This window comes from uncultured Aquabacterium sp., from assembly GCF_913773725.1.
Taxonomy (GTDB): domain Bacteria; phylum Pseudomonadota; class Gammaproteobacteria; order Burkholderiales; family Burkholderiaceae_C; genus Aquabacterium.
Genome location: NZ_CAJYGK010000100.1, coordinates 95,584 through 110,711, shown reverse-complemented (window position 1 = coordinate 110,711; position 15,128 = coordinate 95,584). Strand labels below are relative to the sequence as shown.

The window sequence follows — 15,128 nt, the reverse complement described above, 5'->3', positions numbered from 1 at the left end:
CTCTTCTTCATGTCCGTCATTCTCCTGGTGGTTGACGGACTTCACTCACTTAAGACTGGTACGGCTGGTGGGGGGCAGGTCAGCTAGGCGGGCTCAACAAGGCCATCGGCGGCGTCGTATCGAATCTGTTCGGAACCAAGACCAGCATCAAGGGGCAGGGTATCGCCGCAGGAGGTCAGTCGCTCGCTGACATCCTGACAAGCGGATTCGATGCCTCGTATTACACAGACATCGAGAAGAAGAGCAAGGCTTTCGGGTTCACGACGAGCAAGAAGCTGAAGACGGTTTACACCGAGGCAGACGCCCAGCTTGAGGACCAAGTCACCAAGATCTTCAAGAGCTTCACTGACTCGCTGATTGCCGCATCCGGCCCGCTGGGTCTGTCGCTGGACGATGTGAAAGCAAAGCTGAACGGCTTTGTCGTGAGCATCGGCCGCATTGATCTGAAGGGCCTGAGCGGTGAGCAGATTTCGGAGCGCCTGACGGCTGTGTTCAGTGCCGCCGGTGACAACATTGCTTCGGCGGCAATCAGCGGGCTCACGGCGTTTCAGAAGGTCGGCGAAGGGTACTTTGAGACCGTTGTCCGAGTGGCGTCCGGTCTTGAAGAGGCTCGCTCGGCGCTGCTGCGGCTTGGCGTCACGGCCATCGACTACACGAAGATCACGGACAAGCAGGGCGATGTCGCTGCTGAGCTGGCGCGGGATTCGATCAAAGCCGTAGAGGGCATGACCGGCATCGCCGACATCATCTCGGCAATCGACGGGTCCGCATCGGAAATCACTGAGGCTTACCAGTCCCTGACGGATGTTCGGCTGTCGTTCAAACTGCTCGGGCTGGATGCTGATGCGGTTTCGTTCTCTCTGCTGCAAGGTGCTGGCGGCTTGCAGTCGCTGGTTGACTCGGTGGCGGCGTTCGAAGGCGGCTTCCTGTCCGAAGCAGAGAAGGTGTCGATCAGCGCCGCGAAGCTGTCCAAGCAGTTCTCGAATCTCGGCCTGTCGCTGCCTGCCTCGGCGTCCGGCTTCGTGTCGCTCGTCAAGGGTATCGACACCAGCACCGACGCCGGGCAACTGCTGCTCGGTCAGGTGCTGAGCCTGAGCGGAGCGTTCGGCGATTTGCTGGATGCGCTGACCGATGTGGGCAGCGGCATCGAGTCGGAGATTGAGCGGATAAAGGGCCTGACCGGCTCGACTGGCTCCCAATCGTTCGCAGAGCTTCAGGCGTCCTTTGCGATCAACACGGCAAAGGCTCGGGCTGGCGATCAGGCTGCAATCGACCTTCTCCCCGATCTGAGCAAGAGCCTGCTCAAGGCCGCTGAAGCCACTGCTCAAAGCAGCATCGACGTGGCGACGATCCAAGCGCAGACGCTGGCGAGCCTGGAAGAGACTCTGAAGGCGATCAAGAACCCGACGAACTACGTGCCGGGCTTCGCCTCTGGTGGCTCGTTCGGTGGTGGCTGGCGTGTGGTTGGCGAGAACGGCCCTGAGCTTGAGGCGACTGGCCCTTCGCGGATCTTCGACGCATCGGAGACCGCTCGGATTCTGCGCGGCGAGGACGGCGGAACGGCTGCTGAGATTCGCGCCATGCGGGCCGAACTGTCAGCCTACCGCGAGGAGCAGCGCATCGGCATGACGACGGTAGCAGCGAACACGGGCCGCACCGCTCGCACGCTTGACAGCGTGACGCGCGACGGGACTGCAATCAACACGGTGGCCGTATGAAGTTTCTGACCCCTGTTGCGATCACCGACAGCATGTTGGTGTCGTCTTCCATCGCCGAGACTGACCATCCGGCGTGGAATGCGGCAACTGCCTACGCTGTCGGCGCTCGCGTGGTGCTGGCGTCGACGCACAGCATCTATCAGCGGCTTGTCGCTGGGACGAGTGCGCAATCGCCGGATGTGGACGCCGCCAACTGGATCAGGATTGGACCGACGAACCGCTGGTGCATGTTCGACCGTGCGACCGGGACGCTGAGCACTGCAACGGACTCGATCACGGTAACCATCGCGCCCGGCATGGTGCGCGGCATTGCTCTGCTGGACATCACCGGCAACAGCGTGACCGTGACCATGACGAACGGCGGCACGACTGTCTACAGCCGGACTGTGAGCCTGAACACAGGTTATGGCGTCAACGATTGGGACACGTACTTCTTCAACGACATAGTTCGCAAGAGCACTGTCGTCCTGACTGATCTTCCTCCGTATTCGGCTGGGCAGATCACCGTGACGGTCAACGGCTCCGGTCCTGTTTCCATAGGCACTGTGGCCGCAGGTTCTGTGTTCACCGTTGGCCGCTCGCGCTTCGGCATGAGCCTCGGGATCATTGACTACTCAGTCAAGACGACCGACGCCTACGGCGCTACGACTGTCACGCAGCGCGCCTTTGCAAAGCGCATGACCGTGCCTGTGGTTGTCAATGCCATTGATGTGGATGAGGTGTCGCGCCGTTTGGCTCTGATCCGCGCCACCCCCGTCGTGTGGATTGCATCCACGTCCTATGACCAATCAATCGTCTACGGCTTCTTCAAGGAGTTCGCGATTGATGTGGCCTACCCAGAGTTCAGCAACTGTAGCCTGACCATTGAGGGGCTTTCCTGATGCCATTGCCTACCCTTCCGACGCCGCCGTCGCGTGACGACCCGGCGAACTTCTCCGCGCGTGCTGATGCGTTCTTGGCCGCTTTGCCTGCTTTCGGTGAGGCAGCAAACTCGCTTGAGCAGTCCTTGCAGAGGGTAGCCACGACCGGCACCAGCACGACAAGCCTTGCAATCGGCACCGGCTCCAAGACGCTTACGACTCAAGCGGGCAAGGCGTGGGTTGTTGGCGCGTTCGTCTACATCGCCAGTTCGGCCAGCGTTGCCAATCTGATGTTTGGTCAGATCACTGACTACAACAGCACGACCGGCTCGTTGACCGTCAATGTCCTGAGCTACACGGGCAGCGGCACGCTTGCCGCCTGGTCGATTGGTCTGAGCGTTCCTCGCGGCGGCACTGAGACATTCAGCGGAACCTTGTATGCGAACTCGTTCGTAATGAACGCGGCTGCAAGCGTTTACTGGAACTATGACGCACCAGGCGGCAAGGTCATCTTCAACTTTGACGCGAACGACTTTCTATCGTACGACCGCGCCGCCGACGCCTTCGCCTTCTTCATCGGCGGCACCAATCGGTTCTACGTCGACAAGTTCGGGCCGGGCCGCAACGACGACGCATCAACGGCTAACGGGCTGGTTCGCAAGTCGCAAATGGAGACGGCGATTGATGGTGCGGGCTTCGGTCGGCTCATTCGCGTATTGGTGTTCACAAACTCCGGCACTTACACGCCAGCGGCTGGGATGAAGCAGTGTCTTGTTCGCATGGCTGGCGGCGGCGGCTCCGGTGGTGGTGGGTCTGTGGGTTCAAACACAGGGCTAGGTGGCGGCGGTGGCGGCGCTGGGGCGACGGCGGTCGCGTTGTTCACGGCCGCCGAAATTGGCGCGGCGCGAGAGGTGACCATCGGAGCCGGTGGGGCATCTTCTACCGGCGGGCCTGGGAACTCTGGCGGCACCACCAGCTTCGGATCGCTGTTGAGTTGTACTGGTGGTGCTGGTGGAGGCCACACCGTAAGCGGTAGCGTGATCCAGACTGCCCTTGGTGGAGACGGCGGATCGCCGTCGGGCTCTTTCTTGTTCGCCTCGTCGGGCGGCGCGGGAGGCGGCGCATGGGCCGGCTACAACTCAGGCTCATTCCTGACTGGATTCGGCGGCACGGGTGGTGGCAATGAGTTCGGCGGCGGCGGTCGGGCCGGTAACTCGGCCGCTGTGGGGCAGGGCCTGGCTGGCGGCGGTTACGGCTGCGGCGGCGGAGGCGCTGGCGTTATCGCCGGTACTGCTGCAAGCGGCGCAGGCCGCCGAGGAATTGTGATCGTTTACGAGTACGCATGACCATGAAGACCTACGCACGCATTCATGATGGCCGTGTGGCCGAGTTGTTCGCGACGGACGGCAACATTGCAGAGTTGTTCCACCCCGCTCTCGTCTGGGTGGAGTGCGGATCGGATGTGCAAGTGGGCTGGCTCTACGACTCCGGCGTGTTCTCGGAACCGCCGCAACCAGAACCGGTCGAGCCTGCGCCTGTTGTTCCGCCGCTCGACAAGCTCAAGGCTTTTCTCTCATCAAACCCTGATGTCGTCGCCGCAATCGAGTCGGCATCCAAATAACCCGCTTCGGCGGGTTTTCTTTTTCCTGACTGGCTCGCTTCGGCGGGCCTTTTTCATTTGTGAGGTCACACGATGCCCCTCGTTCGCTTGCAGTACAACGGCACCGCCCGTTACTTTGAAACGCCGATCACCGGCACTCAGCAAAGCTGGATGCCTGGTCAGTCCGGTTTTGTTGATGACTCGTTTGAGGCGGCATTCATCGCCACTGGCTTGTTCTCGTACTACGAGAAGGAGCGCGTGTTCAAGCGGAAGAATTCGCTCGTCACCGACGACGGCTCCCCCATCTCCACCGGCTCTGGCTCTGTGGCGGCGTCCTACTGGTTTGCGGGCACGTGGGCCGGGCTGCGAGCCGCCACGACAGCCGACCTCGCTCTGGGCTCCCCGACGCTCAACAGCGGCTACAACGTCGCGCTCGTCACCGACTTTGGCGGTCCGCGCGGTATGGAAGTTTCGTGGACGGGCGCGCGATGGAAATGGCAGTCTGGGTTTGTGTTGGACCGCATCGATATTCCGGTAACGCTCGCTGCAACGACGAGCGAGCAGCTTGTTAAAACCGCAGCACGCATCCCTGCCGGGTTTTTGGCGGAGGGTGACCGGATCGAGGTCCGGCTTTGCACTGGAAAAACTGCGGCTGGCACGGAGACTTTGACGACGCGCATGCGTATCGGGTCTACCGGGACGTTTGCTGATGCTCAGATCGTCTCCCGCGCGGGCGCGGCCAACGCGCAGGAAATGTTCGGGTTCGTCCTGGCCGTGATGTCGCCGACTCAGCTGAGGCCGATGATGGTCCCGCAGATTACGGCGGCTGGCACGACAGCAGCTCCGGCAGCGTTTATCTGGGGATCGACCGATACCACGGTTGCCAGCAATATCACTGTTGACTCGCTCAATAGTGAGACCCTGCTGACGTTTACTCAGCAGATGTCCGGCAGCACCCAGACGCCCCGCGTGAACGAAATGATGGTGGTGCTGCGATGAGCGCGAAACTCCAGATCAGCAACCGGATGCTGGGGTTTGGGTCCGGGTATACGTGCTGGCCCAGTACGCTGCGGTATGACGCCACGCGGGGGGTGTTTGTTTGCGTCTACAACCGTGGATCGTCGCATGTTGCGTCTGACCAAGGGGTATACATGCGGACATTTGACCCGGCCACGTTGTTGTGGTCAGACGAGCGCGCAGTATCGCTTTCAGCCGACGCGCCGACCGGGTACAAGGAAAAAAACGGGCTCGTCATCACGTCGGGCGGTGATTATCTCGTACTCGTCCGGCGCACAAGCGGCCTCGGAAGCGACTCGACCAGCGGGACGTGGATTTCAAAATCGACTGACGGTGGTCTGACGTGGGCAAATATGGGGCAGTTGCAGGTCGGCGGATCTGCGTCTAACCCCTACCTCGGCAGTCATCTGTTTCAGACCTCGACGGGCAGATTGCTGTTGCATCGGACGATGGAAACGGGCGCAACGTCGATTTGGTACGCATCGCCATCGGATCTTGTAAATTGGACCTCAGTCGGCGGCGACCGCAGTTTGCTGCCGGGCGGCGCTGTCTCGACAAACGCTCCGGTTGAGGGCCGTTTTTTCGAAGTCGGCGGGTCTATAGTCTGCATCGCACGCCTGCGGATTGACGCCATCTACAGCCTCAATATGCGGCCGTGCTACAGCGTCAGCGCCGACGATGGTCTGACGTGGACGCCGTGGCAGTTGTGCTCTCCGGACGCGACGGAAATGACCAACGGCAATCTCGACGGCATCGCAAATCCTGACGGCACCTATGATTTGTACTGGAGCAGCCGCAGAAATCAGCCTGACAGCATGTCTCAAATCTGGTGCAGCAATGTGACTGGCGCGCAGTTGTTGGCGGGTGATCTGGGTCGGCCATTCCGAGTTTTCCGCGGTGCTGTCTCGCGTGATTTTGGATACCCCGGTGTTGCACAGACGCCAGATCGCTCACTGCGGATGCTGACGTGGTATGACGGCGACGCGACAGATACCCGCGTGTATTACGCGCTGATGCGCCCTTACACAGACTCTCGGATTTCGGGCTACGTCGCTGGTTCTCACGCGCGCCGGATCACATCCGCAACACGCGTCTGACCCCCAGCTATACCATCTGTTGCCCTATGAGCCCCGACCCAAGGAAAAACGCCAACAGGCGGCGATCCTCGGGCGCTCATGGCGCTCAGTTGGTTTGCGCATGGCTGCATCTCACGCCCCGCGAGTGCTACACGCTCGCGCGGGCATCGTCAGATGCGGCTCTGGAGATGGCGGTGGGGTATGGGCTTGATAGGCCGGTGGCTCGCGACATGAGCCGTGGTGTCGGGTGGTATTGGACAGATGACGTGCGTGGCGCGTATGGAAAAACACATGGCGATTGAAACGGGAGCCGGGGCAGTTGGCGCGGCGAAGTTCGGCGGGATGTTTCTGGCGAGCGCAGTGGGGGCCGCGTTCATCGCGGCGTATCACCCGGAGACAAGGCGGGAGACGTGGTGGAGGGCCATTGGTGCAGGCATCGGCGGAGTGTTCGTCGGTGGCGCTGTTCTGAGGCTGGCCGCTCACTACATCCCAGGCATGGCCCCGCCTGCCGCTGGCCTGGAGGAAATCCTTGACTGGATCGGCACTGTCGTGCTGCCGATGATGTTTGTCTTCGGCGGGCTGTTCTGGGGTCTGGTCGGGATGCTCCAGAACCTTGCGAAGAAGATCCGCGACAAAGGTGCCGATGCCATCGGCGGGAAGGTGGGACTATGAACCTCGACGAACGCTCCGAGAAGCGCCTTGTCGGCGTGAACGACGCGCTTGTGTCTGTCGTGAGACGGGCGGCGAAGAAGCTGCCTTTCACCCTGTTCGTGGTCGAAGGTCTGCGCACGAAAGAGCGTCAGGCCGAACTCTACGCACAGGGGCGAACCAAGCCAGGCAAGATCGTGACGTGGACGATGGCGAGCAAGCATCTTGAGGGGCGGGCGGTTGATCTGGCCCCCATCGCTGATGGCGTGATCCTTTGGAACGACTCGGCCAAGTTCGACGCCATCGCGCTTGCCATGTACTCGGCATCCAAGGAACTCGGCGTTCCGGTGCGCTGGGGCGCTGACTGGAACGCGAACGGCAAGCCTCGAGAGAAAGGTGAGACTGACTCTCCGCATTGGGAACTGGCATGAGCCCAACCCGCATCACAGCCGCAGTCCTGGCCCTTGTGCTGATGTTCGGACTCGGCATCAAGGCTGGAATCACGATTGAGTCGGACAAGCGGGATGCAGCCAGGCTCGCCGAGCTTGAGGGCCAGCGGTCAGCACTCACGGCAACCGCCAAAGCCATCGCAGCCATGACCCCGCAACAGGATCGCATCACGGAGCGTGTCACCCATGAAGTCAAGACCAACACTGTCTACCGCGATTGCGTGCTGCCTGACGCTGGTGTCGGGCTGCTCAACGACGCCATCAGCGGCACCATCACCGAGTCCGCTGGTGGAGATTGAGTGCGGCCCCAAACTGCGCCCATTTGAGGGCAAGGACATGGGCGACCTGTTGCAGTGGTCGGTCTACGCGGCGCAGAGGTTCAATCGCTGCCGGGAGGCGGCGTTGGGCAAAGACTGAGGGCCGCTATCGTCGTCGGAGTCGAACCGATAAAGGCACCATCGGCCAGCGTAGCCTAGAGCCCACGAAAACCCTCACGGCTGGCGGCTGGCTTAGGATCATGTCACCTAGGATTTGCCCAACCCCAGCCAGCAACATATGGGCAGATTCAACGCCATGCGTGAAGGTTGAGGGGCCGGAGGTGATCCCCGGCTTGCCGCGCAGTCCTGATTCAGGATCGGCTCGTTGCACTGCTCTTTCTCGTAGCCCATCACCAATGGGCATTCCCTCACATCAGCGGGCAGGGCTTGATACCTGCTCCATGTTTCCGGCTTCTTTCATCCGACGCCCGCAGCGCTACGGCCATGGTCTGCTTAGCGCGTGTCCATCCACGCCGCCGCTGATGTGAGAGCCCCCGTCTTTCCGGGGTGTCAGGCGTCAATTCTAGCGCGTTTCTCCCTCAAAATTCCCTCTTGCTTCGCAAGTCGTTGTCAAACAAGGGTGTTCGAGTCTGGCCCGGGGCACCAGCCGCTGCAGCAACGCCGCCTGACCACGTCGGGCATTGGCTCCCTGCCACAATAGCGGGCATGAACTACCCGACCCTCGAAGACGCCATCGGCAAGACGCCGCTCGTGCGGCTGCAGCGCGTGCCCGGTGCCGACAACGACGCCCGCGGCAATGTCATCCTCGCCAAGCTCGAGGGCAACAACCCCGCCGGTTCTGTCAAGGACCGTCCCGCCATCAACATGATCCGCCGTGCCGAAGAGCGTGGCCAGATCAAGCCGGGCGACACCCTCATCGAAGCGACCTCGGGCAACACCGGCATCGCGCTGGCGATGGCCGCCGCCATCCGGGGCTACCGCATGATCCTCATCATGCCGGAAGACCTGTCCATCGAGCGCGCCCAGACCATGAAGGCGTTCGGTGCCGAACTGATCCTCACCCCCAAGAGCGGCGGCATGGAGTACGCCCGCGACCTGGCCGACCAGATGGTGCGCGAAGGCAAGGGCGTGGTGCTCGACCAGTTCGCCAACCCCGACAACCCGGCGGTGCACTACGACACCACCGGCCCCGAGATCTGGGCGGACACCCAGGGCCGCATCACCCACTTCGTGAGCGCCATGGGCACGACCGGCACCATCACCGGCACGTCGAAGTTCCTCAAGGAGCGCAACCCCGCCGTGCGCATCGTCGGCGCGCAACCGCAGGAAGGCTCACGCATCCCCGGCATCCGCAAGTGGCCCGAGGCCTACCTGCCGAAGATCTACGAGCCCAGCCGCGTCGACGAACTCATTTACGTGAGCCAGGCCGACGCCGAAGACATGGCCCGCCGCCTGGCCCGCGAAGAAGGGCTGTTCTGCGGCATCTCGGCTGCCGGCGCCTGCTGGGCCGCGCTGCAACTGGCGCAGAATCTCAGCAACGCCACCATCGTCTTCATCGTGTGCGACCGAGGCGACCGGTACCTCTCCACCGGTGTCTTCCCAGCCTGAGCCCCAGCCATGTCCATTGCCATCGCCAAAGAACTCGACACACGCGGCCTGACCTGCCCGCTGCCCATTCTCAAGGCCAAGAAGGCCCTGGCCGACATGCAGAGCGGCGATGTGCTGAAGGTGGTTGCCACCGACCCCGGCTCCGTGCGCGACTTCCAGGCCTTCGCACGCCAGACCGGCAATGAGCTGGTCGACCAGCAGGCCGACGAAGTTGACGGCCGCGAAGAGTTCATCCACCTGCTGCGCCGCCGCTGAGGCGGCTCACACCCCGTCGAGCAGGTCTCCGCTCTGCGGCGGCTGCAGGCCCAGGTGTCTGAACGCCGTGGCGGTGGCAATGCGGCCCCGCGGCGTGCGCTGCAGGTAACCCTGCTGGATCAGATACGGCTCGATCACGTCTTCGATCGTGTCGCGGGCCTCACCAATGGCGGCGGCCACGTTGTCGAGGCCGACCGGCCCCCCGTCGAAGCGGTGGATGATGGCTTCGAGCAGCTTGCGGTCCATCACATCGAAGCCGACGGGGTCCACGTCCAGCATGGCCAGTGCCTTGTCCGCCATGTCGCGCGTGATCCGGCCCGTGCCCTTCACGTCCGCATAGTCGCGCACCCGCCGCAGCAGGCGGTTGGCGATCCGCGGCGTGCCGCGTGACCGCTTGGCGATCTCCAGCGCACCGGCCTCGTCGATCGGTGCCCCCAGCAGCCCGGCAGAGCGCGTCACGATGCGCTGCAGTTCGGCGGCGGAATAGAACTCGAGCCGCGCGACGATGCCGAAGCGGTCGCGCAGCGGGTTGGTCAACATCCCCGCGCGGGTGGTGGCTCCCACCAAGGTGAAGGGCTGCAGGTCCAGCTTGATGGACCGTGCCGCCGGCCCTTCGCCGATCATGATGTCGATCTGGTAATCCTCCAGCGCCGGGTAGAGGATCTCTTCGACCACTGGGCTCAGCCGGTGGATCTCGTCGATGAACAGCACGTCGTGCCGTTCGAGGTTGGTCAGGATCGCGGCCAGGTCCTTCGGTTTTTCCAGCACCGGCCCCGAGGTCTGACGCAGGTTCACGCCGAGTTCGGTCGCGATGATGTGGCTGAGTGTCGTCTTGCCCAGACCGGGAGGGCCGAACAGCAGCACGTGGTCCAGCGCCTCCTGGCGCTTGCGCGCCGCCCCGATGAAGATTTCGAGTTGCTCGCGCGCCTTGGCCTGGCCCACATACTCGTCCAGGTCCTTGGGCCGCAGCGCGCGCTCGAGCGCATCTTCGCTGCTCGACGCCACCGACGCGCCCACCACGCGCTCGGCCGGCTCCGCCTCGAAAGGCGAGGGCGAAGCGGCACGGCGCCCCTTGCTGGACGGCGGCGGGTCGAAGTCGTCGGTCTGGATGCTCATACAGTGATTATCGACGGAGATCGGCTGCCCATCCCTTGGTCTTGATCCAGGCGCATGGGCGCCCAAGCCGTCCGAAAAAGAAGGTTTGATCGGTCTTGAGAGCGGCTTTCATGTTGCAGGTCGGCAACATTTCATCTTGCAAAGCCCCGTTTATGACAACCGTGTCATCACCCCGATGAGGAAAGTCTGCTGCAATCCACCTCAGTTTTGGACGGCAAGCCGGGTCACCACCCCGATCTGGCGTGCACAGACGGGGCGCCGCCCCGCAGCCCATGAAGGTCGTCCAAAGCGTTCGAAACTACTCTGGAGAAGTCCATGAAAAAGACTCTGCTGGCTCTGGCTGCCATCGCCGCTTCGTCGGCTGCCTTCGCTCAATCGTCCGTGAGCCTGTACGGCGTGGTCGATGCTTCCGTTGAAAGCATCAAGGGCAATGACACCACCGTGTCGCGCGTGTCGTCCGACAACCTGGCCACCTCGCGCCTGGGTTTCAAGGGCACCGAAGACCTCGGCGGCGGCCTGAAGGCCAAATTCGTGCTGGAAACGGCTCTGAAGTCTGACACGGGTGCACAAGGCAACTCCGCTCGCTTCTTCGAGCGCGCTGCCTGGGCCGGTCTGGCTGGTGGATTTGGTGAACTCCGCCTGGGTCGCCAAGACTCTTCCGCTGGTCTTCTGGCGGGCAACACGTCCCTGCTTGGTGCTCAAGCCTACGACGATCTGAAGATCGCCAAGACCTACGCAGGTGACGGCTATCGTCGTCTGGATAACGCTGTTACCTATCTGCTGCCTACTCTGGTCAAGGGCCTGAGCGCACAGGTGCAGTACAGCACTGCAGCGGGTACCTCTGGTGCAACGGGTACCGAGGCCTATGGCAACGACCAGGGCAAGACCTGGGGTTTCAACGTGGCCTACGCTGCTGACGGCGTGGTGGCTGGTGTGGGCTATGTCAACGGCAAGTTCAATCCCGCTGGTTCCGTCAAGGACACCGGTGTGCTGGCCTACGCTGGTTACGACTTCGCCGTGGCCAAGCTGACCGGTTACTACAACATGGACAAGCAAACCGACGCTGCGGAAATCCGCCGCCTGATCGGTGTGCGCCTTGACGTGCCGGTGAGCAAGGAATTTGCTGTTCAAGCCTCCGTGTCGAAGGTCAAGAACACGACCCTGGCCACCCGCGGTGACGATGACAACGCCACCATCGTGGCCATGAAGGGCGTCTACAGCCTGTCTAAGCGTACCGCCGTGTACGGCCTGTTCACCAACGTGAACAACAGTGACAACGCCAACCTGGTGGTGTCGGGCGCCACGGCAGGTTTTGGTAAGACGTCTCGCGGTCTGGCCGTGGGCGTGTCGCACCAGTTCTGATCCCACAATATCGGACACCGAAAGGGCCTTCGGGCCCTTTTTTTGTGCGGGTTATCACGGGTTCTACGCCGAACGGTGTAGGCATTTTGCGACACATGGCGTAAACCTCAGGGTTCCCCGAACGGGCGTTCAGGAACAATTTCTCCCAGCCCTCGTTGAGGGAGTACCAAGGAGAAAACAGATGCAAAAGTCCGTCCTGACCACCGCCGTCACGCTTGCCCTGGCGTCGCTCGCCGCTGGCACCGCCTTCGCCCAGTCCAGCCTCACGATCTACGGCAACGCCGACATCAGCCTCGACAACGTGCACAAGTCTGCCGGTGTGCCGCTTCTGAACGGTACCCTGCCTGCTCTGCCGGGTGGTGTGTCGGCAGCGGCAGCCACTCAGGGGACCAGCTCGACGGTCACCCGAGTTTCCCCGAGTGCCACGTCGCAGACCTCCTTCGGTTTCCGTGGCGTCGAAGACCTCGGCGGCGGCATGAAGGCCTCCTTCGTGCTGGAAGGTCAATTGAGCCACGACACCGGTGGCCTGAGCCAGGACGGCCGCATCTTCGGCCGCCAGAGCTACGTCGGCCTGACCACCCCGTTCGGCGAACTGCGTCTGGGTCGTCAATACGCTCCTATCTTCTATTCGACCGCTTTCGTGACGGGCGAGCGTTTCGGCGCGACCGACCTGTTCATCGAGGGCGGTGCCACCAACAACCTGCAAGTCCGCTGGGACAACCAGATCAGCTACTGGGTGCAGTCCGGTGGCTTCACCGGTTCCGTGGCCTATTCGCCCAACGCGGGTTCTCTGAGCACCGTCTCTGCGGCGCGTGGCGCCCAAGTGTCGTCGTCTGTCGGCGGCATCCTGGGGGCGGCATCCTCTGGCACTGAGGCGGCAAACAACACGGGTCGCGCCCTCGGTGCGTTTGCCAACTACGCCTTCAGCAAGGACTTCAACGTCACGTTGGGCTTGCACCGCAACCTGTTTGGCGGTGCCGCCTTCGGCATCTACAGCGGCGGCTCTTTGATCGCATCCAACTACAAGCTGGAGCGCTATGACGCGGCCAACATCGGTGCCAAGTACACGTTCGGCAACGGCATCATGGTTGACGGCGCGTTCGGTCAGGGTCGTTACGACTTCACCACCAGCGACAACCACATGCGTCTGCGCTTCTTCGCAGTCGGCACCCGTATTCCCGTTGGTCAGTGGACGTTCTCTGCACAGGCATCGCAGATCAAGTTCGCGAACTTCACGAAGGGCAAGGACACCGGCGTGATGCTGGGCACCGAGTATGCGCTGTCGAAGCGCACGGCACTGTTTGCCCGCGCTGTGCAGATTCGTGACGACGAAGGCCAACGCGCTGACGCCGGCCTGAACCCAGCGCTGGGTGGCATTGCAGGCGGCCCGGATGTCATTGCCACTACCTTCGGCTTCCGCGAAACCCCGCTGTTCGCCGGCGCCGGCATCAACCCGGGTGGCACCTCGCGCTACATCGGTGCCGGCATCCGCCACAGCTTCTGATCTTCGGTGACGAGGAGACAATAAGAAGAAGAAACGGAGCCGCCCTTCGGGGCGGTCATCCGACCAGCAAGACAAGAAAAAAGCAGAAGGGGCGCTCGAGGCGCCCCTTTCTGTTTGGATATCGCGATCGCGTGGTGCGACGGTCAGCGCGGCAGGCGCTTTTCCAGCTTGAACAGGTCGGCTGCCTGCTCGCGTTCGCGCACCACCCACACCTGTTCGCCGTCCACCATCAACTCGGCGGCTCGTCCACGGGTGTTGTAGTTGCTGGCCATCGTCATGCCATAGGCACCGGCCGACAGCACGGCCAGTACATCGCCGGCCTGCACGTTCAGCGCCCGGTCACGGCCCAGCCAGTCGCCCGATTCGCACACCGGGCCCACCACGTCCCACACCGGCGCGTCGCCCTGGCGCACGGAGGTGTTCACGATGGCCATCCACGCCTCGTACAGTGCCGGACGGGCCAGATCGTTCATGGCGGCATCCACCACGCAGAAGTTCTTCTGTTCGCCGGGCTTCAGGTACATCACCTCGGTCAGCAGCACGCCGGCGTTGCCTACCAGCGAGCGACCGGGCTCGAACAACACCTCGCGGTGGCCGTGGCCGCGCGCGTCGATGCGGGCCAGCAGCTGGCCGATGAGCGCGTCGGCGGCCGGCGGGGCCTCGTCGGTGTAGGTGATGCCCAGCCCGCCGCCCAGGTCGATGTGGTGGATGGGCACGCCGGCCGCTTCGATCGCTTCGACGAGATCGAGCACGCGGTCAAGCGCGTCCAGGTAGGGCGCCACCTCGGTGATCTGCGAGCCGATGTGGCAGTCGATGCCGGTGACGGCCAGGCCGGGCAGCTCGGCGGCGCGGCGGTAGGTCGCCACCGCCTGCTCGTGGGCCACGCCGAACTTGTTGCCCTTCAAGCCGGTCGAGATGTAGGGGTGGGTGCCGGCGTCGACGTCGGGGTTCACGCGCAGGCTGACCTGTGCCGTGCGGCCCGCTGCCGCGGCCACCTCGGACAGCACCTCGAGCTCGGCCGTGCTTTCGACGTTGAAGCAGCGCACGCCGGCTTCCAGTGCCTGCCGCATTTCAGCGCGGGTTTTGCCCACGCCGGAGAACACGACCTTGGCTGGGTCTCCGCCAGCGGCCAGCACACGGGCCAGCTCGCCCCCGGACACGATGTCGAAACCACAGCCGGCCTCGGCAAAGGTCTGCAGCACGGCCAGGTTGGAGTTGGCCTTGACGGCATAGCACACCAGGTGCGGCCGACCGGCCAGCGCCTTTTGATAGGGGGCCAGCGCAGCCAGCATGGCCTGGCGCGAGTACACGTACAGCGGCGTGCCGTGGGCCTGGGCCAGCGCCTTCAGCGAGACACCTTCCAGATGAAGGTCGTCGCCGCGGTAAGCCAGGAAGGGGGAGCCGGGGAGGGTCATTTGTTCGGAAGGACTGGGGGTGGAGGGGCGCTGCCGGCGGGGCCAGGCAGGTACAGCGAGCCTTTCTGGCCGCAGGCCGACAGGCTCACAACGGCCACGAGCGCGAGGCCGGCGAGGCCCGCGATGCGGCGCTTGCCCCACGGTTTCAGTGGAGATCGACGCGTGGCCTGCCCCGAGCGGCCGGGGCTGCCTAGAATTTCGTTCTTGCGACTCATCCCGACA

General features: G+C 63.1%; 16 protein-coding genes. 13 read left to right on the top strand and 3 right to left on the bottom strand.

The features are described from left to right. The first annotated feature begins 395 nt into the window (after positions 1-395). From QZ709_RS12300 to QZ709_RS12250, 11 genes are all read left to right on the top strand, one after another. Positions 396-1,718: a hypothetical protein gene (locus tag QZ709_RS12300; protein ID WP_294637588.1), complete on the top strand. Its 1,323-nt coding sequence runs from the start codon at positions 396-398 to the stop codon at positions 1,716-1,718. After that, positions 1,715-2,599: a hypothetical protein gene (locus QZ709_RS12295; protein ID WP_294637587.1), complete on the top strand. Its 885-nt coding sequence runs from the start codon at positions 1,715-1,717 to the stop codon at positions 2,597-2,599. The genes QZ709_RS12300 and QZ709_RS12295 overlap by 4 nt, the downstream gene beginning before the upstream one ends. A 74-nt stretch (positions 2,600-2,673) precedes the next feature. Continuing rightward, on the top strand, positions 2,674-3,924 hold the full coding sequence (locus QZ709_RS12290; protein ID WP_294637586.1) for a hypothetical protein: 1,251 nt from the start codon (positions 2,674-2,676) through the stop codon (positions 3,922-3,924). Continuing rightward, a complete protein-coding gene (locus QZ709_RS12285; protein WP_294637585.1) occupies positions 3,921-4,199 on the top strand; it encodes a hypothetical protein in 279 nt (92 codons plus the stop codon). Before QZ709_RS12290 ends, QZ709_RS12285 begins: the two co-directional genes overlap by 4 nt. A gap of 72 nt (positions 4,200-4,271) precedes the next feature. Further along, positions 4,272-5,177: a hypothetical protein gene (locus QZ709_RS12280; protein WP_294637584.1), complete on the top strand. Its 906-nt coding sequence runs from the start codon at positions 4,272-4,274 to the stop codon at positions 5,175-5,177. Continuing rightward, positions 5,174-6,292, top strand: a complete 1,119-nt coding sequence (locus QZ709_RS12275; RefSeq protein ID WP_366937168.1) for an exo-alpha-sialidase — start codon at positions 5,174-5,176, stop codon at positions 6,290-6,292. The genes QZ709_RS12280 and QZ709_RS12275 overlap by 4 nt, the downstream gene beginning before the upstream one ends. Positions 6,293-6,562: 270 nt before the next feature. Then, positions 6,563-6,943 carry a hypothetical protein gene (locus tag QZ709_RS12270; RefSeq protein ID WP_294637583.1) on the top strand — a complete coding sequence of 127 codons (381 nt, stop codon included), beginning with the start codon at positions 6,563-6,565 and terminating at the stop codon, positions 6,941-6,943. Then, on the top strand, positions 6,940-7,350 hold the full coding sequence (locus tag QZ709_RS12265) for a M15 family metallopeptidase (protein ID WP_294637582.1): 411 nt from the start codon (positions 6,940-6,942) through the stop codon (positions 7,348-7,350). Before QZ709_RS12270 ends, QZ709_RS12265 begins: the two co-directional genes overlap by 4 nt. Continuing rightward, a complete protein-coding gene (locus tag QZ709_RS12260; RefSeq protein WP_294637581.1) occupies positions 7,347-7,667 on the top strand; it encodes a hypothetical protein in 321 nt (106 codons plus the stop codon). Before QZ709_RS12265 ends, QZ709_RS12260 begins: the two co-directional genes overlap by 4 nt. Before the next feature lie 684 nt (positions 7,668-8,351). Then, complete coding sequence (gene cysM / locus QZ709_RS12255; protein ID WP_294637580.1) at positions 8,352-9,254, top strand: cysteine synthase CysM; 903 nt, start codon at positions 8,352-8,354, stop codon at positions 9,252-9,254. 15 nt (positions 9,255-9,269) lie between these two features. Continuing rightward, positions 9,270-9,509, top strand: a complete 240-nt coding sequence (locus QZ709_RS12250; protein WP_294637593.1) for a sulfurtransferase TusA family protein — start codon at positions 9,270-9,272, stop codon at positions 9,507-9,509. Between the two features lie 6 nt (positions 9,510-9,515). Here the strand turns inward: QZ709_RS12250 and ruvB are convergent, their stop codons facing one another. After that, positions 9,516-10,625, bottom strand: a complete 1,110-nt coding sequence (gene ruvB / locus QZ709_RS12245; protein WP_294637579.1) for a Holliday junction branch migration DNA helicase RuvB — start codon at positions 10,623-10,625, stop codon at positions 9,516-9,518. A 315-nt stretch (positions 10,626-10,940) separates the two neighbouring features. On the opposite strand from ruvB, the gene QZ709_RS12240 reads away from it, so the two are divergent. Both QZ709_RS12240 and QZ709_RS12235 read left to right on the top strand, forming a co-directional pair. Continuing rightward, positions 10,941-11,987, top strand: a complete 1,047-nt coding sequence (locus QZ709_RS12240) for a porin (RefSeq protein WP_294637578.1) — start codon at positions 10,941-10,943, stop codon at positions 11,985-11,987. Between the two features lie 181 nt (positions 11,988-12,168). Continuing rightward, positions 12,169-13,491 (top strand): porin, encoded by a 1,323-nt coding sequence (locus QZ709_RS12235; RefSeq protein WP_294637577.1) that lies wholly within the window; start codon positions 12,169-12,171, stop codon positions 13,489-13,491. Positions 13,492-13,634: 143 nt separating this feature from the next. Here the strand turns inward: QZ709_RS12235 and lysA are convergent, their stop codons facing one another. Next, the gene (lysA, locus tag QZ709_RS12230; RefSeq protein WP_294637576.1) at positions 13,635-14,906 is read right to left on the bottom strand and encodes a diaminopimelate decarboxylase; all 1,272 of its coding nucleotides are present in this window, start codon (positions 14,904-14,906) and stop codon (positions 13,635-13,637) included. Further along, positions 14,903-15,121, bottom strand: coding sequence for a lipoprotein (locus tag QZ709_RS12225; RefSeq protein ID WP_294637575.1), 219 nt, complete (start codon positions 15,119-15,121; stop codon positions 14,903-14,905). The genes lysA and QZ709_RS12225 overlap by 4 nt, the downstream gene beginning before the upstream one ends. Positions 15,122-15,128 lie beyond the last annotated feature (7 nt).

What these genes read in the sequence shown, in the direction of transcription:
- cysM (WP_294637580.1), top strand. Translation starts at nt 8,352, where the DNA reads ATGAACTACCCGACCCTCGAAGACGCCATCGGCAAGACGCCGCTCGTG.
- QZ709_RS12260 (WP_294637581.1), top strand. Translation starts at nt 7,347, where the DNA reads ATGAGCCCAACCCGCATCACAGCCGCAGTCCTGGCCCTTGTGCTGATG.
- lysA (WP_294637576.1), bottom strand. Translation starts at nt 14,906, where the DNA reads ATGACCCTCCCCGGCTCCCCCTTCCTGGCTTACCGCGGCGACGACCTT.
- QZ709_RS12240 (WP_294637578.1), top strand. Translation starts at nt 10,941, where the DNA reads ATGAAAAAGACTCTGCTGGCTCTGGCTGCCATCGCCGCTTCGTCGGCT.
- QZ709_RS12280 (WP_294637584.1), top strand. Translation starts at nt 4,272, where the DNA reads ATGCCCCTCGTTCGCTTGCAGTACAACGGCACCGCCCGTTACTTTGAA.
- QZ709_RS12265 (WP_294637582.1), top strand. Translation starts at nt 6,940, where the DNA reads ATGAACCTCGACGAACGCTCCGAGAAGCGCCTTGTCGGCGTGAACGAC.
- QZ709_RS12295 (WP_294637587.1), top strand. Translation starts at nt 1,715, where the DNA reads ATGAAGTTTCTGACCCCTGTTGCGATCACCGACAGCATGTTGGTGTCG.
- QZ709_RS12285 (WP_294637585.1), top strand. Translation starts at nt 3,921, where the DNA reads ATGACCATGAAGACCTACGCACGCATTCATGATGGCCGTGTGGCCGAG.
- QZ709_RS12270 (WP_294637583.1), top strand. Translation starts at nt 6,563, where the DNA reads ATGGCGATTGAAACGGGAGCCGGGGCAGTTGGCGCGGCGAAGTTCGGC.
- QZ709_RS12225 (WP_294637575.1), bottom strand. Translation starts at nt 15,121, where the DNA reads ATGAGTCGCAAGAACGAAATTCTAGGCAGCCCCGGCCGCTCGGGGCAG.
- ruvB (WP_294637579.1), bottom strand. Translation starts at nt 10,625, where the DNA reads ATGAGCATCCAGACCGACGACTTCGACCCGCCGCCGTCCAGCAAGGGG.
- QZ709_RS12235 (WP_294637577.1), top strand. Translation starts at nt 12,169, where the DNA reads ATGCAAAAGTCCGTCCTGACCACCGCCGTCACGCTTGCCCTGGCGTCG.
- QZ709_RS12275 (WP_366937168.1), top strand. Translation starts at nt 5,174, where the DNA reads ATGAGCGCGAAACTCCAGATCAGCAACCGGATGCTGGGGTTTGGGTCC.